This is a genomic window from Pantoea sp. PNA 14-12 (genome assembly GCF_004364735.1).
Lineage (GTDB): Bacteria > Pseudomonadota > Gammaproteobacteria > Enterobacterales > Enterobacteriaceae > Pantoea > Pantoea stewartii.
In genome coordinates this window covers 1,599,337-1,624,173 of record NZ_SOAJ01000001.1, presented here as the reverse complement: position 1 = coordinate 1,624,173, position 24,837 = coordinate 1,599,337, and the positions used below count along the sequence as shown (strand labels likewise).

The window sequence follows — 24,837 nt, the reverse complement described above, 5'->3', positions numbered from 1 at the left end:
GGGGATGTGCGCGCAGAGACCATCTGATAGCGCGAATCCCTTCGCACTTCTCCACTGCTGAGGCGCTCAACGGCCGCGGGTTTTTCATCCGTCATAAAAAAAGGTTCATGCCAGGCATGAACCTTGATCACAACCAGAATGAAACGCGCCGACAGTTAACCGATCGTCATCAGGCTGGCGTTACCGCCCGCGGCGGCGGTGTTGACGCTCAAAGAGCGTTCAATCAGCAGGCGTTCCAGTAACAGGTTGGTTTCACCGCGGGCAAATCCCTGTACCGAGACAATCGCACCTTCACGCGCCGCAATCTGCTCGCACAGGCTGCGGAGCTGGTCGGCATCACCATGATAAATCACGGCATCAAACTGCGCGGTCAGCGGATCCTTCGCCAGGGTAATACGGCTCTTCACCGCTGCCGGTAAGGTATTAAGCAGCGTACGATGCAGGTCATCATCCGGCCACAGGGCCTGACTGCCGACGCTGGTTACCGCAGCCAGCTGAATCAGCGCATCGTCGTTGTTATCTGCCAGACAGAGCACCTGTTCGCGCGGGAGTAACAGGAAGGTGTTGCGCTCTCCTGTTGGGCCCGGCAGCAGACGAACCGTACCGGCCTGCGCCAGCTGTTCATAATGCTGACACAGCGCAGACAGCTGTGGCTTATCTTTTGCCCAGTCGGTCAGTGCCTGATGCGGCGCTAACAGGCGTTGACGCTGACTGTTGTCTGCGGGACGTTCCGCATCCTGACGGGCGAGGGTGGTGCTCAGCGCCTCATCCGGGCGGTGAGCCAGCAGACGATAAAGATACAGTGGGCCGCCCGCTTTTGGACCGGTACCTGAGAGGCCTTCGCCCCCAAAGGGTTGCACACCGACGACCGCGCCGACCATGTTGCGGTTAACATACAGGTTACCCACTTTGGCACTGGCGGTGACCTGCGTGATGGTTTCGTCGATGCGCGTATGAACACCCAGGGTCAGGCCATAACCTGTGGCGTTAATCTGCTCAACGATCTGCGGCAGGTTGCTGCGGGTAAAACGCACCACGTGCAGGACAGGACCAAACACTTCCTGGGTCAGATCGCTGACCTTATCCAGCTCAATCAGCGTTGGTTTCACAAAGGTGCCTGTGGCCCATTCTTTGCTGTCATGTGGGTTATCCTGTGCCGTCTGGTAGACCTTAAAGCCTTTATTACGCATGGCCTGAATATGGCGTTCGATGTTGGCTTTGGCTTCCTGATCAATCACCGGACCGATGTCGGTGGACAGGCGTTCCGGGTTGCCCATGCGGCATTCCGCCATCGCGCCACGCAGCATTTTTAACGTGTGGTCTGCGACGTCTTCCTGCACGCAGAGCAGACGCAGGGCGGAGCAGCGTTGTCCCGCGCTGTCAAAGGCCGATGCCACGATGTCGACAACCACCTGTTCGGTCAGCGCGGAGGAGTCCACAATCATGGCATTCATTCCGCCCGTTTCCGCAATCAGCGGTGTCGGACGGCCCTGCGGATCGAGTCTGCCCGCCAGATTGCGTTGCAGCAGCGTGGCAACGGCGGTAGAGCCGGTAAACATGACGCCGCGCACCCGTTCGTCGCCGGTGAGCTGTGCCCCCACGGTTTCGCCCTGACCCGGCAGCAGTTGCAGTACACCGGCGGGCACGCCAGCGCTCAGTAAAATATTGACGGCCTGTGCGGCAATTAACGGCGTTTGCTCGGCGGGTTTCGCCAGCACGCTGTTACCTGCCGCCAGAGCCGCGGCGATTTGGCCGGTAAAAATGGCCAGCGGGAAGTTCCACGGGCTGATGCAGACTACCGGGCCAAGCGGGCGGTGGGTTTCGTTATCGAAATCATGGCGCACAATGCCGGCATAGTAATAAAGGAAATCGACCGCTTCACGCACCTCGGCAATGGCGTTGTTATAGGTTTTTCCGGCTTCACGCACCAGAAGACCCAGCAGTTGCTGTAGCTGGCTTTCCATCAGCTGTGCGGCGCGCTCCAGAATGGCGGCACGCTCCTGCGGCGGCGTGGCAAACCAGATAGGGCCGGCATTAACGGCGGCCTCAATGGCCAGGGAAACCTCCTGTTCGGATGCCTGGCGCACGGTGCCCACCACATCCGCAGGGACGGCCGGATTGAGCACTGGCTCGCTTTCCCCTCCCGTTAAAGGGCCGTCGATAAGCGGTTGCGCCACATATGTTTCGGTAGCACCGCTCAGCAGCGCGCTGGACAGCGACGCAAGACGATGTTCATTCGCCATATCAAGACCGGCGGAGTTTACGCGGTCCTCGCCATACAGGTCACGTGGTAAGGGAATTTTCGGGTGCGGCAGGCCCAGTGTCCCTTCGCTGAGGCCCAGTTTTTCAACTTCGGCAACCGGATCGGCGACCAGTTCGTCGATGGGCAGGGACGTATCGGCGATGCGGTTAACGAAGGAGGTATTCGCGCCGTTCTCCAGTAAGCGTCGCACCAGATAGGCGAGCAGCGTTTCATGCGTACCGACCGGGGCATAAATACGGCAGGGACGATTAAGTTTACCGTCTGCAACCTTGCCGACCACCTGTTCATACAGCGGTTCACCCATGCCGTGCAGGCACTGGAACTCGTACTGACCCGGATAGTAGTTATTGCCTGCCAGCTGATAAATGGCGGCCAGGGTGTGCGCATTGTGCGTGGCAAACTGCGGATAGATCAGGTTCGGCACCGCCAGCAGCTTGCGCGCGCAGGCCAGGTACGAAATGTCGGTATACACTTTGCGCGTGTACACCGGATAGCCCTCCAGGCCTTCCATCTGGGCGCGTTTAATTTCGCTGTCCCAGTAAGCGCCTTTCACCAGACGAATCATCAAACGGCGGCGGCTACGTTGCGCCAGGTCGATCAGCTCATCAATAACAAACGGACAGCGCTTCATATAGGCCTGAATGACAAAGCCGATACCGTTCCAGCCCTCCAGTTCAGGCTCAAAACACAGCCTTTCGAGCAGATCAAGAGAGAGTTCCAGGCGGTCGGCTTCTTCTGCATCAATATTAATGCCGATGTCGTAAGAGCGGGCCAGTAGCGTCAGCGACTTAAGCAGCGGATACAGCTCATCCATCACCCGGTCGTACTGGGCACGGCTGTAGCGCGGGTGCAGGGCAGAGAGCTTAATTGAAATGCCCGGGCCTTCATAAATGCCGCGGCCATTGGAGGCTTTGCCAATCGCATGAATCGCCTGCTGATACGAAACCAGATAGGCTTTCGCATCGCTGGCGGTCAGGGCGGCTTCGCCCAGCATATCGTAAGAGTAACGGAAACCTTTCTCTTCAAGCTTACGGGCGTTAGCCAGTGCTTCGGCGATGGTTTCACCCGTCACGAACTGTTCACCCATCAGGCGCATCGCCATATCCACGCCTTTACGGATCAGCGGTTCACCACTCTTGCCAATGATCCGGTTGAGCGAGCGCGACAGATTCGCTTCGTTATGCGTTGAGACCAGGCGGCCGGTAAATAACAGGCCCCAGGTGGCGGCGTTAACAAACATGGACGGACTGCGGCCCAGATGCGACTGCCAGTTGCCGTTACTGATCTTGTCACGGATAAGCGCATCGCGCGTCGGCTTATCCGGAATACGCAGCAACGCTTCCGCCAGGCACATCAGCGCCACGCCTTCCTGTGAAGATAATGAAAACTCCTGAAGCAGACTTTGCACCATACCGGCGCGTCCGGTTGCCCCTTTTTGGTGCCTGAGCTTCTCGGCCAGGGTAAAGGCGAGCTGCCGGGTTTTTTCAGCCAGCGGAGCGGGAAGGCGGGCTTGCTCCAGCAACATGGGAACGGCATCGGTTTCCGGTCTACGCCAGGCGGCCGTCACGGCCGAACGGGCTACCGACTGCGGCAGGATGTGCTCTGCGAAGTCAAGGAACGGCTGAACCATCTCGTCCGCAGCGACCTCATCAGAAGCCGATTCGTTGAGCTGCAGGGGAATCTCTTCCACTGTTTCACCGGCTTCTAACTGCACAAGATAGTTAAAGATCGCTTGTTTAATCAGCCAGTGCGGCGTGCGATCCATTTTCTGTGCCGCCAGTTTAATGCGACTGCGGGTGGCTTCATCCAGCTTCACCCCCATGGTCGTTGTTCCCATGATTTCTGTTCCTTAAAACGTTTTTTACCAGAGCAAGGGCTGCACTATCACTCATGTTGCAACTTTGTGCAACCGTGTTAAATGTGACCTTGCTTCCACACTTTACCGCTGCTTTTGCCATTAACATTTAAAAGCGGCACAAATCTTGCTGCAAGAAACTCGCCAATGTTGCAACCCCCTTCAATTTAAACAGGGTTGTGGTGGTAAAGGTGCAACTTAAGTGTGAGCGGGCGCAACCTGTGAACATTTAAAACAGGGAGAGAGGTGAAACTGATGTAACGGATGTGTTAAATGCATTGTGTAGAACGTGCCTTTACGGCAGGATACCGCGCCTTAAGGGAAACGGGACTTTTATCGATGCGGTAATACGCTGACGCTACCCCGTTCCGGTGGCGCAGGAAAAGATTTCTCTTAAGAGATCGGATAATAACGGAGAAACACATGACAGTAAGTACACCCATGCTGGTGACCTTTTTAATTTATATCCTCGGGATGGTGCTCATCGGTTTTATTGCCTGGCGCTCAACCAAAAACTTTGATGACTACATTCTGGGCGGTCGCAGCCTGGGCAGTGTGGTTACCGCGCTGTCAGCGGGTGCCTCTGACATGAGCGGCTGGCTGCTGATGGGCTTACCCGGTGCCATTTTTCTCTCCGGCATTTCAGAAAGCTGGATCGCCATTGGCCTGATTATCGGTGCCTGGCTTAACTGGAAAATTGTCGCGGGTCGTTTACGCGTCCAGACAGAACATCATGATAACGCCTTAACCTTGCCCGACTTTTTCACCAGCCGCTTTGAAGATCGCAGCAAAATTCTGCGTGTGATCTCTGCGGTCGTCATCCTGATGTTTTTCACCATTTACTGTGCTTCCGGTGTGGTTGCTGGTGCGCGCCTGTTTGAAAGCACCTTTGGAATGGACTACGCCACGGCCTTATGGGCCGGTGCGGCGGCGACCATTCTCTATACGCTGGTGGGCGGATTCCTGGCGGTAAGCTGGACAGATACGGTTCAGGCCAGCCTGATGATCTTCGCCCTGATTCTGACGCCGCTTATCGTCATCATGGCCGTCGGCGGTTTAAGCGATTCGCTCGCAGTCATTCAGGCTAAAAGCACGGAAAACCTGGATATGTTCAAAGGACTGAATGTGGTTGCGGTCCTGTCGCTACTGGGCTGGGGATTAGGTTATTTTGGCCAGCCCCATATTCTGGCCCGCTTTATGGCGGCGGATTCACACCGGTCAATTCGTACCGCGCGCCGTATTGGTATGGCCTGGATGATTTTGTGTCTGGCCGGCGCCGTCGCGGTTGGCTTCTTTGGTATCGCCTATTTCCAGAACAACCCGGGCGAGGCCGCTGGTGTAACTCAAAACGGCGAGCGTGTCTTCATTGAGCTGGCACGTATTCTGTTTAACCCCTGGATTGCCGGGATTCTGCTGTCAGCCATTTTAGCGGCCGTCATGTCGACACTCAGTTGCCAACTGCTGGTGTGCTCCAGCGCCCTGACCGAAGACCTGTATAAAGGCTTTTTGCGCAAAAATGCCAGCCAGAAAGAACTGGTCTGGGTCGGTCGCCTGATGGTGCTGCTGGTCGCGCTGATTGCCATCGCGCTGGCCGCCAACCCTGAAAACCGGGTATTAGGCCTGGTCAGCTATGCATGGGCGGGCTTTGGTGCGGCGTTCGGGCCGGTTGTGCTGTTCGGCGTGTGCTGGAAACGTATGAACCGCAATGGCGCATTAGCGGGCATGGTTGTCGGTGCGGTGACCGTGGTGGTCTGGAAGCAGTATGGCTGGCTCGGTCTGTACGAAATCATCCCGGGCTTTATCCTGGCCAGTCTCGCCATCGTCGTCTTTAGCCTGGCGAGTCGCGCACCGTCAACCCAGGCGATGGCACGTTTCGATGCCGCTGAGGCCGAGTTCCAGACGAAGTAATCGCCTTCTTTTTTCCACCGCCTGCCCCCGTGAGGGCAGGCTTTTTTTTGCCCGTTATCTGGCACAGACAGTTACGAAATTATTTCGTTGTGGAACTTGTATTTTTTTGAGTGGTAATGATAATCGGTATCGTTCGTTTTTACGTAACTTTACGCGTCGTTGACGCCGGTTAACATTCAAGAGGTTGGCGATGTTTGTTCCGTTTCTCATTATGCTGCGCGAAGGGCTTGAAGCCGCGTTGATCGTCAGCCTGATCGCCAGTTATCTGAAGCGCACTCAGCGCACTCAGTGGTTTCCTGCGATGTGGGCGGGCGTCTTTATCGCCGCCGCACTCTGCCTTGGGCTGGGTATCTTTATCAACCAGACCACGGGTGAGTTTCCGCAGAAACAGCAAGAGCTGTTTGAAGGTATCGTGGCGGTAATCGCGGTCGTTATCCTGACCTCGATGGTGTTCTGGATGCGCCGGGTCGCGCGCAATATCAAACGGGAACTTGAACACGCCGTCGACGAGGCATTGCATAAATCGGCCGGCGGCGGCCTGGCGCTGGTGATGATGGTGTTTCTGGCCGTCGCACGCGAAGGGCTGGAATCAGTGTTCTTTCTGCTGGCCGCGTTCACACAGGATGTCGGTTATGCGCCGCCGTTGGGTGCGGTGTTGGGGCTGGCCACGGCGGTGGTGCTGGGCATGCTGATCTACTGGGGCGGCCTGCGTCTGAACATGGCGCACTTTTTCCGCTGGACCAGTATTTTCATTCTGCTGGTGGCAGCAGGCCTGGCGGCAGGGGCTATTCGCGCTTTTCATGAGGCAGGGCTGTGGAACCATTTTCAGCAGGTGGCCTTTGATATGAGCCCGATCTTGTCCACGCATTCGCTGTTTGGCACAGTGCTGGAAGGCATGCTTGGCTATCAGGAAGCGCCCAGCGTCAGTGAAGTCGCTGTCTGGCTGCTCTATCTGATCCCCGCTTTATTATTGTTTGTTATGCCTGCACGCGCTGATACCTCAGCAGCTGCGCGCTAACGCGTTTACCCGGCGCGTCAGCCGCGCCTCTGACTGAACAGGGAAAAAATATGATGATGCGTTTTAACCGTAATGCGGTACTGGCTTCTCTGCTGGCGTTTTCTGGCTCTTCACTGGCTGCAGCCATTCCGCAGGTCAGCGTCACTGTGACGGACAAACAGTGTGAGCCCATGTCAGTTACGGTACAGGCCGGTAAAACTCAGTTTCTGATTAAAAATAACAGCCAAAAAGCGCTGGAATGGGAAATTCTCAAAGGCGTGATGGTGGTCGAAGAGCGCGAAAATATTGCGCCGGGCTTTAGCCAGAAACTGACGGCCAACCTGGAAGCCGGGGAATATGACATGACCTGTGGCCTGCTGACGAACCCGAAAGGCAAACTGATCGTGCAGGGCACCGGGAGCAAAAGTGCGCAACAAGGCAAACCCGAACTGATGCAACTGGCGGGCCCCATTAATGCCTATAAAGCCTATGTCACTGAGGAAGTGAGTCAGCTGGTATCCGGCACGCAGGCGTTTACGGATGCGGTGAAAGCCGGTGATGTGGCTAAAGCCAAAGCGTTATTTGCGCCCACCCGTCAGCACTACGAGCGCATTGAGCCGATCGCGGAGCTGTTTTCTGACCTTGATGGTCGTATTGATGCCCGCGAAGATGATTACGAGAAAAAAGCCGACGATCCGAAATTTACCGGCTTCCATCGTCTCGAAAAAGCCCTGTTTGCAGATAACACGACGAAAGACATGGCAGGCTATGCCGACCAGTTAAATCACGATGTGCATGACCTGCAACAACGCGTGAGTGAACTGGCATTTCCTCCGGCGAAAGTGGTGGGCGGAGCCGCCGGGCTGATTGAAGAGGTGGCAGCGACCAAAATCTCTGGCGAAGAGGATCGCTACAGCCGCACGGATCTGTGGGATTTCCGCGCGAATGTGGATGGCGCACAAAAAATTGTCACACTTTTACGTCCGGTACTGCAGCAGGCGAACCCACAGCTTTTAGCAAAAATAGACGCTAACTTCAGTAAAGTGGATGCGATTCTGGATAAATACCGCACGCAGCAAGGTTATGAATCCTATGAAAAACTGACCCAGGCTGACCGCACGGCGCTGAAAGGGCCGATCACCGCTCTGGCGGAAGATCTTTCCCTACTGCGTGGCACACTGGGCCTGAACTAATCATGGACAAGGATCAGGAATTACAGCAGCCTGCGCGGCGGCGTTTATTAAAAGGGCTGGGCATGCTGGGCGGCGCGGCTGCGGTAGGCGCGGGCTGTCCGTTTCATGCCGGGGCTGCTGAGCAGCCCGACAGTTTTGCACCGGGCACGGTTACGCCGAACGCGCGTCAGCAACGACAGCCTTTCTATGGCGTGCATCAGGCGGGCATTATTACCCCACAGCAGGCCGCCATGATGCTGGTGGCGTTTGATGTGCTGACCAACGACAGGCGTGAGCTGCAGCGGTTGTTTCAACTGCTGACACAGCGCATTGCGTTTTTAACGGCGGGCGGCAAGGCCCCCGCCGTGGTCAACCCACAGCTGCCACCGATGGATTCCGGTATCCTGGGGGCCGAGATTGCCCCCGATAATCTGACCATCACGGTGTCAGTCGGTAACGCGCTGTTTGACGGGCGGTTCGGTCTGGCTGCGCTCAAACCCGCGAAACTGCAGCCGATGACCCGGTTCCCTAATGATTCGCTGGATGCCAGTCAGTGCCATGGCGATCTGCTGTTGCAGATTTGCGCCAATACCCAGGACACGGTGATCCACGCGCTGCGCGATATCATCAAACATACGCCGGATCTGCTGGGCGTACGCTGGCGGCGGGAAGGGTTTATCTCCGATCATGCCGCGCGCAGCGCGGGCAAAGAAACGCCCATTAACTTGCTGGGCTTTAAAGACGGCACGGCAAATCCGGACACGCACAATTACGCCTTGATGGATAAGCTGCTCTGGGTCACCGCGGATCAGCACGAGCCAGCCTGGGCGCGGAATGGCAGCTATCAGGCGGTAAGGTTGATTCGTTTCCACGTGGAAATGTGGGATCGCACACCGTTGGGCGAACAGCAGACCATTTTCGGTCGCGAAAAGCTGAGCGGCGCGCCGCTGGGTATGAAAAATGAACATGACGTTCCCGATTACCGTAACGATCCGGATGGCCAGATAATTGCGTTGGATGCGCATATTCGTCTGGCAAACCCCCGTACGCCCGCCACGGAAAGCAGCCTGATGCTGCGCCGGGGATACAGTTATTCGTCCGGTGTTTCCGCTTCAGGTCAACTGGAGATGGGATTACTCTTCGTCTGCTATCAGCATGATTTGGAATTGGGTTTCCTTACCGTCCAGAACCGCTTAAATGGCGAAGCGCTGGAAGAGTATATACGTCCGTTTGGCGGCGGTTACTTTTTTGTCTTGCCCGGCGTGGTGAATGAAAACCATTATTTAGGCCAGTCCTTACTGGAAAGTTGATTAAATTTTAGGCGCGGCATTCTGGGCCTGACAGCGCAGCGTGCCATGTTTTCATATTGCCGTTTTTTTCCCCGTACGGCTTTTTTATCGCCCCGTTTAACACGCTTTTTAACGTGACGTAAAATATACTAACTCTCTGTAATAAATACGTAATTTAATTTAAGTAAGGTCTTCGTTAACGGTCGGTTGAATATTTATTTTTCATGAAAGTGAAAATACTGTTGCAAAATACCAATAAGATGGTTCACTTTACTATGAAAGCGTAATCGGGCGTGTTGATGTCTCACACTGGAGTTCGCGCATGGATAGATGTTTTTACAGCCGTTCAGCAGTAAACAATATCGCACTCACCCGTGAGGGACGTTCTTCCTCAACCGCTTTTACATCTCAATGTGTTTTCTCTCTTCAACTTCACTCCTTTTTTACCGGTATACGGTCAGGCTGTTTTGCTGCCGGATATCAATCGTCATGGCCTGTCACGGCTCTAAAGGAAGCCAACTGAAACCTCTAAAGCGTTCACGTAATCGCAACGGGCGTATTGCCTGAAGCGGGAAATGAAACCAACTGTAAGGTGCCACTATGGGAAGACAGAAAGCAGTGATCAAAGCGCGTCGAGAAGCAAGACGAGTGCTTCGTAATGACTCACGCAGTCATCGTCAGCGTGAAGAAGAATCGGTCACTTCGCTGGTGCAAATGGGTGGGCTTGATGCAATTGGCATGGCACGCGATGTGCGTGACCGGGCGCCGATTGAAGCCCGAAATGAAGCTCAGGCGCATTATCTTAACGCCATAGAAACAAAACAGCTTATCTTCGCCACGGGCGAAGCGGGCTGCGGCAAAACCTGGATTAGTGCTGCGAAAGCAGCAGAGGCCCTGATTCATAAGGATATCGACAGGATTATCGTTACGCGCCCGGTGCTACAGGCGGATGAGGATCTGGGATTCCTTCCCGGTGATATCTCAGAGAAATTCGCCCCCTATTTCCGCCCGGTTTACGACATTCTGGTTAAACGTCTTGGCGCATCCTTTATGCAATATTGTCTGCGTCCGGAAATCGGCAAAGTGGAAATTGCGCCTTTTGCCTATATGCGCGGCCGCACCTTTGAAAATGCGGTAGTGATTCTGGACGAAGCGCAGAACGTGACGGCTGCGCAGATGAAAATGTTCCTGACCCGCCTTGGCGAAAATGTCACGGTGATTGTTAACGGCGATATTACCCAGTGCGATTTGCCCGCTGGGGTGCCTTCCGGTCTCGCAGACGCGCTGGCGCGTTTCGAAGAGGACGAGATGGTTGGCATTGTCCGTTTCGGCAAAGAGGATTGTGTGCGTTCCGCGCTGTGTCAGCGCACTCTGCACGCGTACAGCTAGCGTTCGATTGAGTCATGTAGCGACCAAACCCGGCTCCGGCCGGGTTTTTTTGTGTCTCAGACCCGCCGTCTGGCGCGATCATTCACCGCTGCCGATCTGCCAGATAAAGGTCGGATCGCGCCGGTTCACTTCCCAGTCGCCGACATTTCGACTCTTGTAGATCACCGGATTGTGGGACGCGATGGTTCGGGCATTGCGCCAGTGCCTGTCCAGCGCGTTTATCACCCGCGTATCTGACGCGCCCAGCGCATTAAATAACTCGCTGGCCGCGCGGGTAATCCATTCAACGGCGACGACCTGCGCTTTGGCGGCCTCCACTTCGGCCTGCACGTTGGCGGCGTGAATCAGGCTTTCTGCTTGCCCTTGTTGGTGCGCATCAAACGCAAGCTGGAGCGACGGCGTAGCCTGCTGCACGGCGGCATCTGTCGCCCAGACCCAACTGCTTATCTGGCCGACAACCTGCAACACCTGCACATCCTGTTTGACCTGGCGGGCATTACCGTGGCTGTAAATGCGTTTTCGTTGTGCAACGCTCCGGGACACATCCCGCACAATAGCGCGACCAATGCCGGCCAGGGTCGCGAGTAAGACATGCTGATAAAAAGCCGTCTGATAGCGAAAGCGTTCACTAAAGTCATACACATGCGCAGGCTCCACGTGCGCCTCGCGAAAGCGCGTAGTGCCGCTACCGGTCAGGCGTTGCCCAAATCCATCCCAGTCATCGTCCCGCTCAACGCTGTCCTGATGAGTGCTCACCACCGCAATCACGTCGCGCTGGTTGTCGGTGCGCTTAGCGTACACATCAATCCAGTCGGCATAGAGTGTGCCGGTGCTGTAAAACTTTTCGCCCGTCAGTTGCCAACCGTGCCCGGTAGGGGAAACGGTGGTATTCACGTCTCCCAGCCTGACGCTGCCCGTTTCACTCCAGCCACTGCCGACGATGTCGCCATCAACAAAGCGGCGAAACCAGCGTTGACGGTCTTCGCTGTCAGGTTGATTGAGGCGATCCTCGACAAAGGCCATATGGGCACGCAGAGCCTGAGGCAGATTGGAATCCGCTTCTGCCAGCTCGGTGAGCAAACGAAAAAGCTGCGGCAGCGAGGCTCCCAGGCCGCCATTAGCCGTTGGGATACGCAGCGTGCCAAAGCCCGCCGCCTTAAGCCAGTTTATCGGCTCATGCAACAGTGTCCGGTCGCGTTCGCGTGCAGCGGCCCCGTCGGCGATGCGGGCAAAAACAGGACGAAAGCGTTCTGCCAGACGGGTGTAATCAGGTTCAGACATGGTGTTCTCCTTGAGCTGACGGGTCATCAATATCGTGGCGCGTCGGTTCAAAGCGCACCACAAGCAGGAAAATGATGGGGATGAGAGCGGCCAGTGACACGATCCAGAACAGGTTGGTGCCATAAGCCGCCTGCAATATCGGCAGAATGAACAGCGCCAGTGCGCTTCCTGCGCCAGAGATCGAACGGCTAAACCCGACGCCGGTGGCGCGAATAGATGTGGGATAGGCGAGGGCGGGATAGATCATTAACTGCGCACCGGGTCCGAACCCTTCGGCAAACAGCCACACTCCCAGCAGCAGAATGGCAAAGACCACACCGTAAGTGGCTTCAGGATGCCCGATCAAGGCCAGTGAAATCAGGGCGATAAACTGTAGCGCAAACCCCGCGATGGCCACATGACGAGAGGGAAATTTCCAGGCCAGTCGCATGCCCAGCAGGCCGCCGGTAAAGGCGAACAGCGCATTAAGTCCCAGTGAGGCGGCAATGGTTTCGAACACGCCCGCGCCCAGAAACTGCGCCAGAATCGAGGGCAGGAAAAATGCGATAGCCGTATATTCAAAAGCGATACAGGCGTTCATCACCGCTGCCACGATAGTGCGTTCGCGATATGGCTTCTGGAACAGCACGCGGAAACTGACCGCCGGTGCGACAGGCTCGATGGCAGAGGACTTATCTTCATGTGCCTGGATGCCATAGGACTCGCGCAGAATACGGACGGCACCGCGTAAATCTCCCTGATTAGCCGCCCATAAAGGCGATTCGTTCATAAACTTGCTGCGCACGGCAATAATCAGCAGGGCAGGCACGGCACCAAACAACAGCGATGCCCGCCACAGCCAGTCAATGTGCTGGGCTGGCAACAGGAAGTAGAGGGCGAAGATGATGAAAAAGCAGACCGACGAGGCGGCATACCACATCGGGCACCAGGCCGCCAGTCGCGCAGCTTTGTTGCCTTTACCCGAAAACTTCGAGAATTCGGCCAGATAGGCCATGGCCACAGGCAAATCCATTCCCACACCAATGCCCATCAAAAAGCGCGCCCCGATCAGTACCCAGACATTCGGAGCCAGACCGGCAGCGAGGGCAGAAACGACGAAAAAAAGCATGTCTGCCATAAACACCGAATAGCGACCGTATTTATCGGTCAGCCAGCCGCCAGCCAGGTTGCCCACAATGGTGCCGATCATAATGGAGGAGGTGACCAGCCCGGTTAAGGTTGGCGTTAAGCTAAACGTCTTAACGACATCATCGATGCCGTAGGACAGCGTCGTGAGGTCATAGGCATCCAGAAAAACGCCCCCCAGCGCCAGAAACACGATCCAGCGCGCATAGCTGTTTTTGTCACTTTGCGTATTGATCAGTCGGGCCACATCGTTGACGGAGCGAACCGGTGTGGAAGGCGGCGAGGGGATCGCCACATCATCATCGATATTGAGAGTGCTCATGTTATCCTCGTTATTGTCTGTACAGGTGCTGCCTTTATAAGCAGTGCATACGCAGTAAACAAACAAGAAAAAGTGATAAGGAATGCTTTAATTTCAATAAGTTATTTTTTATTCTCAGGCATGAAAAATACCGGAAACGTGGGCACGCTTCCGGTATGGGTTGGGTGAATCAGGCTAACGAAGCCGTCTCGTTATGTTATGAGGCTTCAGCAGGGACGATCAGGCCCGCTGACGAGGGCGTGCGTCGGTAGCTGGCACCAGGATGAGGATGAGTAAGGCGATCGCCCAGCCCAAAAAGCTTCTCCCGTAACGTGCCGGGCTGGTAATCCTGCTTATATACGCCGCGTTTTTGCAGTTCCGGCACCAGCAGGTTCACGACGTCAGCAAAGGTTTCATGGGTAACGGCATAAGCCAGATTAAAACCGTCAACGTCTGTTTCCTCCACCCAGCTCTGTAGTTCATCTGCCACGGTTTCGGTGCTGCCCACCAGCAACGGCCCAAAGCCGCCAATGCCTACCCAGTCGGCCATGTTTTGCACCGTCCATTCACGCTGCGGATCGGCGGTCGAGAAGCTCTCTACAACAGACTGAATCGCATCGGTATGAAGATGTTTAAACACCTGATCAGGTTGATACTGACTAAAGTCAATGCCGGTCCAGCCGGAAATCAGGGCAAGGGCACCTTCGTGGCTGACATAACGTTTGTAATCCTGCCATTTGGCCTGGGCCAGCTTATCGGTCTCGCCCACGATCACGGTTTGCATATTGAAAATGAGAATGCTGCGCGGATCGCGTCCGGCCTCCTCTGCGCGCCGACGAATATCGGCCACGGTTTTCCTGAGCAGCACCTTAGACGGCGCGGCAACAAACACGCACTCGGCATGTTGCGCGGCAAAAGCTTTACCGCGGCTGGAGGCACCCGCCTGATATAACACCGGCGTGCGCTGTGGTGACGGCTCACACAGGTGAATGCCCGGCACCTGGAAAAAGGTGCCCTGATGGTTGATCGGATGGACTTTGTTCGGATCGCTGAAGATATGGCGCTCCCGGTCGCGGATAACGGCGTCGTCTTCCCAGCTGCCTTCCAGCAGTTTATAAACCACCTGCAAATACTCATCTGCATAATCGTAACGGGCATCATGACGGGTTTGCGTGGCCTGGCCCAGATTGCGTGCGCCGCTTTCCAGATAGGAGGTGACGATGTTCCAGCCAATCCGCCCTTTGGTAAGATGGTCCAGCGTCGACATCCTGCGCGCAAACGGATAAGGATGCTCAAACGAAAGCGAGGCGGTCAGGCCGAAACCGAGATGCTGAGTGACCATCGCCATTGGGGTGATCAGCGCCAGCGGATCGTTAACCGGCACCTGAGAGGCACTGCGAAGGGCGGCATCATTGTTGCCGTTAAAGACATCATAAATGCCCAGTACATCGGCGATAAACAGGCCGTCAAATTTACCGCGCTCCAGCAGCACGGCTAAGTCTGTCCAGTATTCCAGGTCTTTGTACTGCCAGGAGCGATCGCGCGGATGCGCCCAAAGGCCGGGTGACTGATGACCCACGCAATTCATATCAAAGGCATTTAAGCGGATTTCACGTTGTTTAGGCATAGCAGGCTCCTGAGCGGATGCGGCACGCCGGTGCCGCCCACTTTTTAGGGGGATAATAAACAGGTAAGTGATTAGTCAGTCAGTGAAAGGGGACATCGCTCGTTTAGCGTAGCGGTTGTGAGATTCAGCAGTTGACGGGCAACCGCTTCCGCATGCATTGCCACCTGCGGCAGGCCCATCAGTTCACCAAACCGACCGCGGGCCGCGGGACCGACCACATACAGATGGGAATTGCTGTGGCCCTGTGCCGTTCGCGTCTGCGACAGGGCATTGACATCAATGCCAAGCGCTAAAGGATCGGGCCGGATGACGCCGTCATCACACAACTGGCGTAGCAGGGCATCATGTTGTACCAGTTTCCCGTGCGCCGGGCCGGTGGTCACGATCACCTTATCCACCTCCCGCGTCACGACTTCGCCCGAGCGAGTTTGCAGATGCAGCCGTACCGCAGAATAGCTGGACTCTGCCGCCGTCAGCCGCGCCGCCATCACCTGCAACGATCCGTTTTCCTGCCGCGCGTTCAGCACCTGGCCTGCCTGTGGCGCAATGCGGTAGCGGTGCACATCCCACCACGGCCGCAGGTGGCGCAGAAAGCGCCGTTGCTCATTCAGTGGCAGGCTCTGCCAGAGGGTCTGGCCCTGCCGACGAACCTCATCAAAGACGACCTGCCACGGAAGCCCGCGCGCCGCCGCCAGACGCATGTCCTGGCGGATGCGCCGTAACCAGCAGCGCACACCCGCTGGCCTGGCAAGGTGCCCTTCAAGCGACCAACTGAGGTCATGCTGACTGATATTGGGCCGGGGAAGTTGTCCACGGCGTGAAAACACGGTGACAGGGCCGCGGTGCCCCTGGCGATCCAGCGTGGCCACCATATCCGCCATCGTTAAGCCGCTGCCCACAATGGCGATGCGCTCCTCCGGACCGACAGAGGCGAGGGCTTTCTCCTGCCAGGGATCGGCGATGATGGCGGGATGGTCAGCCAGTGCGGTTAACGCGCCAGGCAACGACGGCGCGGGATGACTGACGGCCAGGACCACAATGTCGGCGGCAAGGTGTTTGCCGGCGGCGGTGCTGACCGTGCCGTCCCGGAAAGCCACAGCGCGATCCTGCAGATGCGCCAGAACGACAGGCGACTCACGTTGTGCCGCCTCGAACTGTGCATTGACCCAACGGGCAAACTGCCTGCGCTGAGGATAGACATGACCATCGTGCCAGCGCGCGGCGGGATCGCTGACATATGCATCAGAGGCGCGATACCAGCGATCAAAGCTGCCTTCTTCCTCTCCCGCCAGCTGCATGCGTGACGCGGGTACATTAAGGCGGTGAGCCGGATCGGCCGTCGAGTAGGCAACGCCCTGCGCCAGCTGCGACCGGGGTTCGATGAGCGTGACACGCAGTCCGGCCTGGCCCAGACGACCCAGATGCACGGCCAGCGCTGTCCCGCTAAATCCACCGCCCACGATGACAATATGCTGCTCTGACATAAACCGCCTCATTTGTTAGCTGGCACTGGCGCTTTTTTCGGGACGACGATCGCCACCGATAGTTTCACCAAAGGGACCTGTATTCACGCTGCGCTGTGCTTTCCCGGCGTGCGTCGACAGCGGCAGCAGTGGCATCAGTAACTCGGCTACCCGGTGCGCTTCTTCCAGATGCGGATAGCCCGACAGAATAAAGTTATCAATCCCCAGCGCCTGGTATTCCCGAATCCGCGCAGCCACCTGCTGAGGGTTGCCGACCAGTGCAGTGCCCGCGCCGCCGCGCACCAGTCCGACGCCTGCCCATAAATTGGGGCCGATGCGTAAGCCTTCGCGTGAACCGCCGTGCAGTGCACTCATGCGCGCCTGGCCCGTCGAATCCATACGGGCAAAGATCTTCTGAGCGGATGCGATGGTTTCATCATCCAGATAAGCTATCAGTTTATCGGCTGCTGCCCAGGCTTCCTCTTCGGTTTCACGCACAATAACGTGCAGTCGAATGCCGTAGGACAACGCCCGGCCACGTTCCTGCGCCCGCTGGCGCACAACGTCCAGTTTGGCGGCAACCTGCTCAACGGGTTCGCCCCAGGTGAGATAAGTATCGACCTGACTGGCGGCCACGTCGACCGCATCGTCCGACGAACCACCAAAGTAGAGCGGTGGACCGTCGGCCTGCACAGGCGGAAACAGAATTTCAGCGCCCTCCACACGAATATGTTCACCGTGGAAGTCCACTTTCTCGCCTTTCAGCAAACGGGAATAGACCTCCAGGAACTCCCGCGTGACCTGATAGCGTTCGGCATGACTCAGGAAAATACCGTCGCCTTTATTTTCCACCGGATCGCCACCCGTCACCACATTGATCAGTAAGCGCCCGTCTGACAGACGGTCCAGCGTTGCCGCCATGCGCGCCGCCAGGCTCGGCGGCTGCAACCCCGGCCTGACCGCCACCAGATAACGCAGCTGTTTAGTGATGGGGGCCAGAGCCGCCGCCACCAGCCAGGAATCTTCACAACTTTTACCCGTGGGGATCAGTACGCCGTAGAAACCCAGATTGTCTGCCGCCAGGGCGACCTGTTGCAGATAGGGCAGATCGACCGCTCTTCCGCCCTGGGTGGTCCCCAGATAACGTCCGTCACCGTGGGTGGGTAAAAACCAGAACAGATTAATGTTTTTCTCAGAGGCTTCAGGCATTAGCAGATTCCTTTATAACGATATTTGAAATTGGCAAATGAAAAGCAATCTTTCAGTTATAAAGCCATTAGCAGAATACGTGCCAACTGTGTCTGGTCATTTTTTCCTTTGAATTTATAGCGTTATGATTTCAGCTTTCAGGTACGCGCTGTTGCACATGCAGCAGGCGTTGAACTTCAGTGCTGCATTTGCAGCACAGGGGCTCAGCCCGTGGCTCGTTTCCCTTCACGCTTAGCGTTATCGTGAGCGCTCAGTCACTTTGCAGGTATTCGCTATGGAACACGCTGGTCCCGATTTAATTGACCCGGCTTCTCTGGCCTTCAAAAGTATCCTGGATCGCCTGGCACCCACGGATGCCACGGTGTTAATCATTGGCGAAACCGGCACCGGTAAAGAGGTGATGGCGCGCTATCTGCATCACCACAGCCCGCGCCGCCGCGCGCCCTTTGTCGCCGTGAACTGCGGCGCACTGACGGAAAGTCTTGCCGAGTCAGAACTGTTTGGGCATGAGAAGGGCGCGTTTACCGGTGCCACGGAACGTCATCGTGGCTGGTTCGAGGCGGCGCAGGGCGGCACGCTGCTGCTGGATGAGATCGGTGAACTCAGTTTGCCGCTCCAGGTAAAACTGTTGCGCGTATTGCAGGAGAGAGAGATTACCCGGGTAGGTTCATCTCAGGCTATAAAGGTAAATGTTCGGGTGCTTGCCGCCACGAACCGCGACCTGACCGGTGCGATTGCCGAACGGCGCTTCCGCGAGGATCTTTATTACCGGCTGAATGTGGCCAGCGTGGCGCTGCCGCCTCTGCGCGAGCGCCGTGAGGATATACCGGTGCTGGCCGCGTATTTTCTGCAACACTATGCGCGCCGACTGGGCCGACCTCAGCTGCGTCTGAGTGAGGAGGCGATCGCGACGTTAAGCCGGTACGCCTGGCCGGGCAATATTCGGGAGCTGGAAAACACATTACATAATGCTGTTCTGCTCAGCCAGGAAACACTCATTGGCCCCGGGCATCTGCGTCTGGGCCACGTGACTGAGGCTGAACCGGTGCCTGAACAGGATGTGATTGATCAGTTTATCCGGCAGCAACTGCAGCACAGTGAAACGCCCCTGTATCCCAGAATTATTGAATCCTTAGTGCGCAATGCCTATGCGCTGAGTCAGGGAAATCAGCTCCAGGCGGCAGCGCTGTTGGGGATCAGCCGTCACAGCCTGCGCACCCATCTGGGCCACTGCGGCATCATTAAGCCGCGCCGCAGCAGCGCCATCGCGCCATCGCGTGTTTTGACAGACTCTGTGGTGCAGGAGCGCGAGTTGCGTATTGGTTACCAGAAGTTCGGCAATCTTGGCATTCTCAAAGCCCGTCAGCATCTTGAGCAGCAGCTGGTGGGCCAGAATGTCCGCGTGTTGTGGAGTGAATTTCCTGCGGGGCCACAGTTGCTGCATGCTCTGCGCGATCAGGAAATTGACTTTGGTACGACAGGCGAAGTTCCGCCCCTGTTTGCCCAGGCCGATCAGGGCACCATGGTCTATGTGGCCTGGGAACCGCCTGCGCCGCAAAGTGTTGCCCTGATGGTCGCCAGACACAGCGCCATCACGACGATTGCCGATCTCAAAGGCAAGCGCATTGCGGTGAATAAAGGTTCTAACGTCCATTTTTTGCTGCTGCAGATCCTCGATGAAGCAGGCCTGACGCTGGACGACGTGCGTATCGTGTATGCCCCACCGAAATATCCGTTAACCGCCAGCGACCTGAATGCGGTCGATGCCTGGATGATGTGGGACCCTTTACTGAGTGAGGCCGAACGTGGCGATCAACTGCGCGTCATTGCCGATGGCGTGGGCCGGGTCAGCAACCATCAGTTCTATCTGGCGGATCGCCAGTTTGCTACGCATTCACCCGATTTACTGCGCCTGTTGATGACCGCGCTGGAGCAGACTGGCCAGTATATCGATGCCCATCCGGCCGAGGCTGCCGGGTTACTGGCAAAGGAGTTGGGCATGTCCGACAGCGCATTACGTCAGGCGCTGGCGCGGCGTAGTCATCGAACTCAGGCGATGAACTTAGCGATTATTCGCGAGCAGCAGAGAATCGCCGATCGTTTCTATGCGCTCGGTCTGTTTCCCCGCGCCATCAACGTCCGGGACAGAGTCTGGCCGCAATGACGTTTTATGACTAAGGACAGAACTTATACGCATTAAGCCCTCAGGCACGGATTTGTTATGTTGCGCTGACAACACCTTCGTTCAGGACAAAAAAAATGAGAAAAATAGTGATAAGCGCACTGATTGCGCTCGCTCAACTTGGCACCTTCGTGACAGCACAGGCGGAAGACAAACCCCAGGTCGTGAATATCGGTTTCCAGAAAGCGAATATTTTTGCGCTGCTGAAATACCGTGGCACGCTCGACAGCGAATTTAAAAAGCAGGGCATTGATGTGCGCTGGGTGGAGTTCCCGGCAGGCCCGCAGATGCTGGAAGGGCTTAACGTAGGCAGTATCGATCTGGCGGCCACCGGCGATGCGCCACCTGTCTTCGCGCAGGCGGCACAGGCCGATCTGGTCTACCTTGGCCACTCGCCGGCCAACCCGCAGACCGAGGCCATTGTGGTGCCGGCCGATTCCACGATCAAAAGTGTCAAGGATCTGAAAGGCAAGCGCGTGGCGCTGAACAAAGGATCGGATGTTAATTATCTGCTGGTGACTGCGCTGGAGCAGGCGGGGCTGATGTATAAAGATATTACGCCGGTTTATCTTCCGCCTGCCGATGCCCAGGCCGCCTTCCAGCGCGGTGCTGTCGACGCCTGGGTTATCTGGGATCCGTATCTGGCCGAAGTCGAAACCACGGCCCATGCGCGCCTGCTGAAAAATGCCGAAGGCTTAGTGCCGCATTACACCTTTTTCCTGGCCAGCCGCAAATTTGCTGATGGTCATCCCGAGACGGCGAAACAGGTGCTGAACGCGCTGAGTCAGCTGAGCACCTGGGCAAACAGTCATCAGGCTGACGCCGCAAAAATCCTTTCCGGCTCCACGGGGTTGCCTGTACCCATCTGGCAGCGCGCGCTGGCCCGCATGCCGTTTGGGGCGGAACGTATGACGCCCAACGTGTTTAACGAACAGCAGGCGCTGGCCGATAAATTTACCCAGATCGGTCTGTTGCCGGTGAAGGTGAATGTCAGCAGCGCGACGTGGGCACGGGATAAGCAGTAACGCGTGAGCGCGAGTGCTTTAAGGGCCTGCGGGCGAACCGGCAGGCCTTTTTTATTGGGTGCGACAGAGGACGATAAAGAGGGATTCACTCGCTGCGCTCGCCCTTTGGGTGGCCTGGCGGTCATGCAAAACGGCGTTGCCGTTTTGTCGCCCCCCGGTCGGGGGTGCTCATCCCCCCTCTCAGGAGAATATGCAAAAAAAAAAGTCCAGAGGTGAGTCTGGACGCTTCTTCAAATCTGGCGGTGAGAGGGGGATTCACTCGCTGCGCTCGCCCTTCGGGTGGCCTGGCGGCCATGCAAAACGGCGTTGCCGTTTTGTCGCCCCCCGGTCGGGGGTTCTCCTCCCCCTCTCAGGAGAACATGCAAAAAAAAGTCCAGAGGTGAGTCTGGACGCTTCTTCAAATCTGGCGGTGAGAGGGGGATTCACTCGCTGCGCTCGCCCTTCGGGTGGCCTGTCGGCCATGCAAAACGGCGTTGCCGTTTTGTCGTTCCCCGGTCGGGGGTTCTCATCCCCCTCTCAGGAGAATATGCAAAAAAAAGCCCAGAGGTGAGTCTGGACGCTTCTTCAAATCTGGCGGTGAGAGGGGGATTCACTCGCTGCGCTCGCCCTTCGGGTGGCCTGGCGGCCATGCAAAACGGCGTTGCCGTTTTGTCGCCCCCGGTCGGGGGTTCTCATCCCCCTCTCAGGAGAACAGGCAAAAAAAAAGTCCAGAGGTTAGTCTGGACTCTTCTTTGAATGTGGCGGTGAGAGGGGGATTCGAACCCCCGATACGTTGCCGTATACACACTTTCCAGGCGTGCTCCTTCAGCCACTCGGACACCTCACCGCAAATTGTTGCTGACCGCGCTGGGTCAACGGGGCGCTACTATAGGGAGTCGACCTGAAACGGTCAAGCACTATTTTTTTCTTTTTTTCTATTCGCTTAAGCTCTGAACGAATCGCGTTAAGGCTGCGCAAAATCGGGTTTTTTAATCACAAAACGCCCGTTTTTACGCAGTGTAAAGTCCGCTCAGCGGCAGGCGGTTACTGGGCGGTTTTAACCCGACTGGCAAAACTCTTGCGCAGCTTTTGCAGTTTAGGGGGAATCACCGCCATGCAATAGCCGTTTCGCTGGCCGGCACCTTCCCAGTAGTCCTGATGATAACCTTCTGCCGGATACCAGGCCTTTAATGGCTCAATGGTTGTGACAATCGGTTTATCATGATCCTGCTGAGCGCGTGCAATCGCGGCACGGGCTTCAGCTTCCTGCTCGGGTGTTTCGGGGAAAATGGCGGAGCGATACTGAGTGCCGATGTCGTTGCCCTGGCGATTAAGCTGTGTTGGATCATGCGTGGCAAAGCTGATGTCCAGCAAATCGCCATAGCTGACCTTCTCAGGATCAAAGCCAATGCGAATGGCTTCTGCATGACCGGTGGCGCCACTGCAGACCTGCTCATAGGTCGGATTAGGGCGCTCGCCGCCGGTGTAACCGCTTTCGACTGACTCAACGCCAATCACGTCTTTAAAAACCGCTTCTGTACACCAGAAACAGCCGCCTGCGATTACTGCATATTCGATTGCCATAAATGTTACTCCTGTCTGGTCTGAAGGAAAGAGGTGGGGATGACGTCAGGCATTTTCAACATCTCTGAAGACGTCAGCGTAAAGAGAGCCGCGTTAAACGCCGTCTGATGTGGGGCCTTTTTGTCACACGATGCGTTTAGCGTAGCAGGGAACAGGGCAAGCGGTGGGCACCCTGTCGGGAAGGTTTAAGCAGCGACAGGGAATGTAGCGCTTAATGTTTCCTTAACACAGGGCAGCGATACTGAGGTGGATTCTACAGGAGACGCTATGAAAACCACGACTGTTACCGCCACCTCTTTCGTATCACGCCCATTCAGCGAGTACGTTGCCGTTATTCTTGCCGTCAGCGCTGTCATCAGCTTTCTGGCCTGCTGGTTTGTGAACTGAATCAGTCCACCGCGAAAAGGACCCTGGCCAGGCAACCTGAACGGTCAGGGCGATTTTCCAGCAGAAACTGTCCATGATGTAACTGCACAATCCGACTGACGATACTCAGGCCCAGCCCAATGCCACCATAGCGCGTATCCATGCGGACAAAGGCTTTGCTTAACTCGCCGCGCCTGCTTTCATCAATGCCGTCACCTTCGTCTTCCACAATCAGCGCCGGGCCTGGTGTGTTTTCAAGCCGCACGGTGATATTACTTTCAGATGGGCTGTAACGGTGGGCGTTTTCCACCAGATTGCGCAGAAGCATTCGTAACAGGATCGCATCGCCTTTCACCCTGAAGCTGTGCTCAACATCAAGGGTTAACGTTTGATGACGCACGGCAAGCATCGCACTCAACTCCGCTTCCATAGGCACAATCACTTCATCGATGAGGGCAACCTGCTGGTAGCTGCCCGAGGTAAACTGCTGGCCGGCACGGGTCAGCTGCAGCAACTGGGCGACATTTCCTGTCATCTGATCCAGACGATGTAATAAAGGTTGCGTATCGACGGCCTGATTTCGTTGTAGCAACTCAAGATGTAAGCGTAAACCTGCCAGCGGCGTTCGCAGCTCATGGGCCACATCGGCCGTAAACAGGCGTTCACGTTCCAGACTGTCTGTCAGACGTGCGACAAGGCGATTCACAGAGTGCGTAACAGCGTCAATCTCCTGCACCGATCCGGAAAAGGTGATAGGTTCCAGGTTTACCTCGCTCCGGTTCTCCAGTTCACGCTGCAACTGATAGAGCGGGCGGGTAATCCAGCGTACCGCCTGATAGCACAGGAGCAGCGTCAGCGTAATCATCACCAGACTGGGCAGGGCAAGACTCATCACGGCTTCGCGGACTTCTTTATGCACATGCCGGTCCATGTTGCGGTTCTGCAGATGCGCCTCAACTAAAAATTGCACCTGTTCCTGACTTTCATGCCAGAGCCAGGCCACGCTGATGAGCTGGAAAAACAGCATAATGAGGCCAATCGTGAGAAGCAGCCGAAAACGCATGGTCGTCCCGGTGCGGTCAGTATTCATGTCTCGGGCATCTCGTTATCAGTTTGGGAGGGGGACAGGGCATAGCCGAAGCCGCGAACCGTTCTGATCATGCTTTTGCCGATCTTGTCACGCAGGTTGTGGATATGCACTTCCAGCGTATTGGTCGAAGGCTCGTTATCAAAATTGTAGATATCCTGATACAGCAATTCGCGGTGCACCGGATGGCCCGCTTTGAGCATCAGGCGAGACAGAATCGAAAACTCTTTAGGGGTGAGATCAAGCAAGGCGTTATCCAGATGGATCTGGCGATGTGTCATATCCAGCGACAGGTTGCCCACCTCCACGCGCGTATCCCCCTGGTTAACATGACGTCTGATAAGGGCACGAATCCTTGCCAGCAGTTCATCCAGCGCGAAAGGCTTGATCAGATAGTCATCGGCACCTGCATCCAGCCCGGCGATGCGCTCATCAATCGTGTCACGCGCGGTAAGAATCAATACAGGCTGCATCTGCTTCTGACGGCGAAGACGCTGCAGAAAGTGCAGTCCATCCTCATCCGGCAGGCCGACATCCAGCACGATCAAACTGTAAAGCCCGCTGGCAAGATGAGCTTCCGCGGAACGGACCGTTGAAACCGCATCGCAGACATAGCCCGTGCCTTCCAGCGCCAGAACAAGACCTTGCAGCAGCAGAGCATCGTCTTCAACAATTAATATTTTCATAAGCGCTTAACAGGATACCTCTTTTGTATCAGTACCGATGACCGGACAC

Annotated in this window: 16 protein-coding genes and 1 tRNA gene; 7 read left to right on the top strand and 10 right to left on the bottom strand. The window is 56.3% G+C overall.

Annotated features, from left to right (window positions below):
• Nucleotides 1–155: 155 nt before the first annotated feature.
• Nucleotides 156–4,100 carry a trifunctional transcriptional regulator/proline dehydrogenase/L-glutamate gamma-semialdehyde dehydrogenase gene (gene putA / locus C7434_RS07690; RefSeq protein WP_033742031.1) on the bottom strand — a complete coding sequence of 1,315 codons (3,945 nt, stop codon included), beginning with the start codon at nucleotides 4,098–4,100 and terminating at the stop codon, nucleotides 156–158.
• A 441-nt stretch (nucleotides 4,101–4,541) separates the two neighbouring features.
• Between putA and putP the strand changes: the two genes are divergently transcribed.
• The 5 genes from putP (at nucleotide 4,542) to phoH (ending at nucleotide 10,873) form a co-directional block, all read left to right on the top strand.
• Entirely contained in the window at nucleotides 4,542–6,026 is a 1,485-nt protein-coding gene (putP, locus tag C7434_RS07685) for a sodium/proline symporter PutP (protein WP_033742030.1), read from the top strand.
• 190 nt (nucleotides 6,027–6,216) lie between these two features.
• Complete coding sequence (efeU, locus tag C7434_RS07680; protein ID WP_033742028.1) at nucleotides 6,217–7,044, top strand: iron uptake transporter permease EfeU; 828 nt, start codon at nucleotides 6,217–6,219, stop codon at nucleotides 7,042–7,044.
• Between the two features lie 50 nt (nucleotides 7,045–7,094).
• A complete protein-coding gene (efeO, locus tag C7434_RS07675) occupies nucleotides 7,095–8,216 on the top strand; it encodes an iron uptake system protein EfeO (protein ID WP_033742027.1) in 1,122 nt (373 codons plus the stop codon).
• Nucleotides 8,217–8,218: 2 nt separating this feature from the next.
• On the top strand, nucleotides 8,219–9,505 hold the full coding sequence (gene efeB, locus C7434_RS07670; RefSeq protein ID WP_033742025.1) for an iron uptake transporter deferrochelatase/peroxidase subunit: 1,287 nt from the start codon (nucleotides 8,219–8,221) through the stop codon (nucleotides 9,503–9,505).
• Nucleotides 9,506–10,084: 579 nt separating this feature from the next.
• Nucleotides 10,085–10,873 (top strand): phosphate starvation-inducible protein PhoH, encoded by a 789-nt coding sequence (phoH, locus tag C7434_RS07665; RefSeq protein WP_006120221.1) that lies wholly within the window; start codon nucleotides 10,085–10,087, stop codon nucleotides 10,871–10,873.
• A 78-nt stretch (nucleotides 10,874–10,951) separates the two neighbouring features.
• On the opposite strand, the gene C7434_RS07660 is transcribed toward phoH, so the two are convergent.
• The 5 genes from C7434_RS07660 to ssuD all read right to left on the bottom strand — a co-directional run bounded on the left by C7434_RS07660 (nucleotide 10,952) and on the right by ssuD (nucleotide 17,879).
• Entirely contained in the window at nucleotides 10,952–12,154 is a 1,203-nt protein-coding gene (locus C7434_RS07660; RefSeq protein WP_006120222.1) for an acyl-CoA dehydrogenase family protein, read from the bottom strand.
• Nucleotides 12,147–13,601 carry an MFS transporter gene (locus C7434_RS07655; protein ID WP_058701492.1) on the bottom strand — a complete coding sequence of 485 codons (1,455 nt, stop codon included), beginning with the start codon at nucleotides 13,599–13,601 and terminating at the stop codon, nucleotides 12,147–12,149. Before C7434_RS07655 ends, C7434_RS07660 begins: the two co-directional genes overlap by 8 nt.
• Before the next feature lie 196 nt (nucleotides 13,602–13,797).
• A complete protein-coding gene (locus tag C7434_RS07650) occupies nucleotides 13,798–15,207 on the bottom strand; it encodes an LLM class flavin-dependent oxidoreductase (protein WP_033742023.1) in 1,410 nt (469 codons plus the stop codon).
• A gap of 71 nt (nucleotides 15,208–15,278) precedes the next feature.
• Complete coding sequence (locus C7434_RS07645; RefSeq protein ID WP_033742022.1) at nucleotides 15,279–16,691, bottom strand: FAD/NAD(P)-binding protein; 1,413 nt, start codon at nucleotides 16,689–16,691, stop codon at nucleotides 15,279–15,281.
• 15 nt (nucleotides 16,692–16,706) lie between these two features.
• Nucleotides 16,707–17,879 carry an FMNH2-dependent alkanesulfonate monooxygenase gene (ssuD, locus tag C7434_RS07640; protein WP_033742020.1) on the bottom strand — a complete coding sequence of 391 codons (1,173 nt, stop codon included), beginning with the start codon at nucleotides 17,877–17,879 and terminating at the stop codon, nucleotides 16,707–16,709.
• 274 nt (nucleotides 17,880–18,153) lie between these two features.
• Here ssuD and C7434_RS07635 point away from each other — a divergent pair, with 274 nt between their 5' ends.
• Nucleotides 18,154–20,043 carry an aliphatic sulfonate ABC transporter substrate-binding protein gene (locus C7434_RS07635; protein ID WP_033742018.1) on the top strand — a complete coding sequence of 630 codons (1,890 nt, stop codon included), beginning with the start codon at nucleotides 18,154–18,156 and terminating at the stop codon, nucleotides 20,041–20,043.
• Between the two features lie 95 nt (nucleotides 20,044–20,138).
• Entirely contained in the window at nucleotides 20,139–21,086 is a 948-nt protein-coding gene (locus C7434_RS07630; protein WP_033742015.1) for a sulfonate ABC transporter substrate-binding protein, read from the top strand.
• A gap of 738 nt (nucleotides 21,087–21,824) precedes the next feature.
• On the opposite strand, the gene C7434_RS07625 is transcribed toward C7434_RS07630, so the two are convergent.
• From C7434_RS07625 to pmrA, 4 genes are all read right to left on the bottom strand, one after another.
• A tRNA-Ser gene (locus C7434_RS07625) sits at nucleotides 21,825–21,912 on the bottom strand.
• Between the two features lie 197 nt (nucleotides 21,913–22,109).
• Nucleotides 22,110–22,649 carry a peptide-methionine (S)-S-oxide reductase MsrA gene (msrA, locus tag C7434_RS07620; RefSeq protein ID WP_006120229.1) on the bottom strand — a complete coding sequence of 180 codons (540 nt, stop codon included), beginning with the start codon at nucleotides 22,647–22,649 and terminating at the stop codon, nucleotides 22,110–22,112.
• A 388-nt stretch (nucleotides 22,650–23,037) separates the two neighbouring features.
• Complete coding sequence (gene pmrB / locus C7434_RS07615) at nucleotides 23,038–24,105, bottom strand: two-component system sensor histidine kinase PmrB (protein WP_033742011.1); 1,068 nt, start codon at nucleotides 24,103–24,105, stop codon at nucleotides 23,038–23,040.
• Entirely contained in the window at nucleotides 24,102–24,788 is a 687-nt protein-coding gene (pmrA, locus tag C7434_RS07610) for a two-component system response regulator PmrA (RefSeq protein ID WP_033742008.1), read from the bottom strand. The genes pmrB and pmrA overlap by 4 nt, the downstream gene beginning before the upstream one ends.
• Nucleotides 24,789–24,837: the final 49 nt, after the last annotated feature.

Excerpts from the sequence above, each read along its gene's own strand:
- C7434_RS07660 (WP_006120222.1), bottom strand. The coding sequence starts at position 12,154 with ATGTCTGAACCTGATTACACCCGTCTGGCAGAACGCTTTCGTCCTGTT.
- msrA (WP_006120229.1), bottom strand. The coding sequence starts at position 22,649 with ATGGCAATCGAATATGCAGTAATCGCAGGCGGCTGTTTCTGGTGTACA.
- C7434_RS07630 (WP_033742015.1), top strand. The coding sequence starts at position 20,139 with ATGAGAAAAATAGTGATAAGCGCACTGATTGCGCTCGCTCAACTTGGC.
- putA (WP_033742031.1), bottom strand. The coding sequence starts at position 4,100 with ATGGGAACAACGACCATGGGGGTGAAGCTGGATGAAGCCACCCGCAGT.
- pmrB (WP_033742011.1), bottom strand. The coding sequence starts at position 24,105 with ATGAATACTGACCGCACCGGGACGACCATGCGTTTTCGGCTGCTTCTC.
- efeB (WP_033742025.1), top strand. The coding sequence starts at position 8,219 with ATGGACAAGGATCAGGAATTACAGCAGCCTGCGCGGCGGCGTTTATTA.
- putP (WP_033742030.1), top strand. The coding sequence starts at position 4,542 with ATGACAGTAAGTACACCCATGCTGGTGACCTTTTTAATTTATATCCTC.
- C7434_RS07645 (WP_033742022.1), bottom strand. The coding sequence starts at position 16,691 with ATGTCAGAGCAGCATATTGTCATCGTGGGCGGTGGATTTAGCGGGACA.
- efeO (WP_033742027.1), top strand. The coding sequence starts at position 7,095 with ATGATGATGCGTTTTAACCGTAATGCGGTACTGGCTTCTCTGCTGGCG.
- efeU (WP_033742028.1), top strand. The coding sequence starts at position 6,217 with ATGTTTGTTCCGTTTCTCATTATGCTGCGCGAAGGGCTTGAAGCCGCG.
- phoH (WP_006120221.1), top strand. The coding sequence starts at position 10,085 with ATGGGAAGACAGAAAGCAGTGATCAAAGCGCGTCGAGAAGCAAGACGA.
- ssuD (WP_033742020.1), bottom strand. The coding sequence starts at position 17,879 with ATGCCTGAAGCCTCTGAGAAAAACATTAATCTGTTCTGGTTTTTACCC.
- C7434_RS07650 (WP_033742023.1), bottom strand. The coding sequence starts at position 15,207 with ATGCCTAAACAACGTGAAATCCGCTTAAATGCCTTTGATATGAATTGC.
- pmrA (WP_033742008.1), bottom strand. The coding sequence starts at position 24,788 with ATGAAAATATTAATTGTTGAAGACGATGCTCTGCTGCTGCAAGGTCTT.
- C7434_RS07635 (WP_033742018.1), top strand. The coding sequence starts at position 18,154 with ATGGAACACGCTGGTCCCGATTTAATTGACCCGGCTTCTCTGGCCTTC.
- C7434_RS07655 (WP_058701492.1), bottom strand. The coding sequence starts at position 13,601 with ATGAGCACTCTCAATATCGATGATGATGTGGCGATCCCCTCGCCGCCT.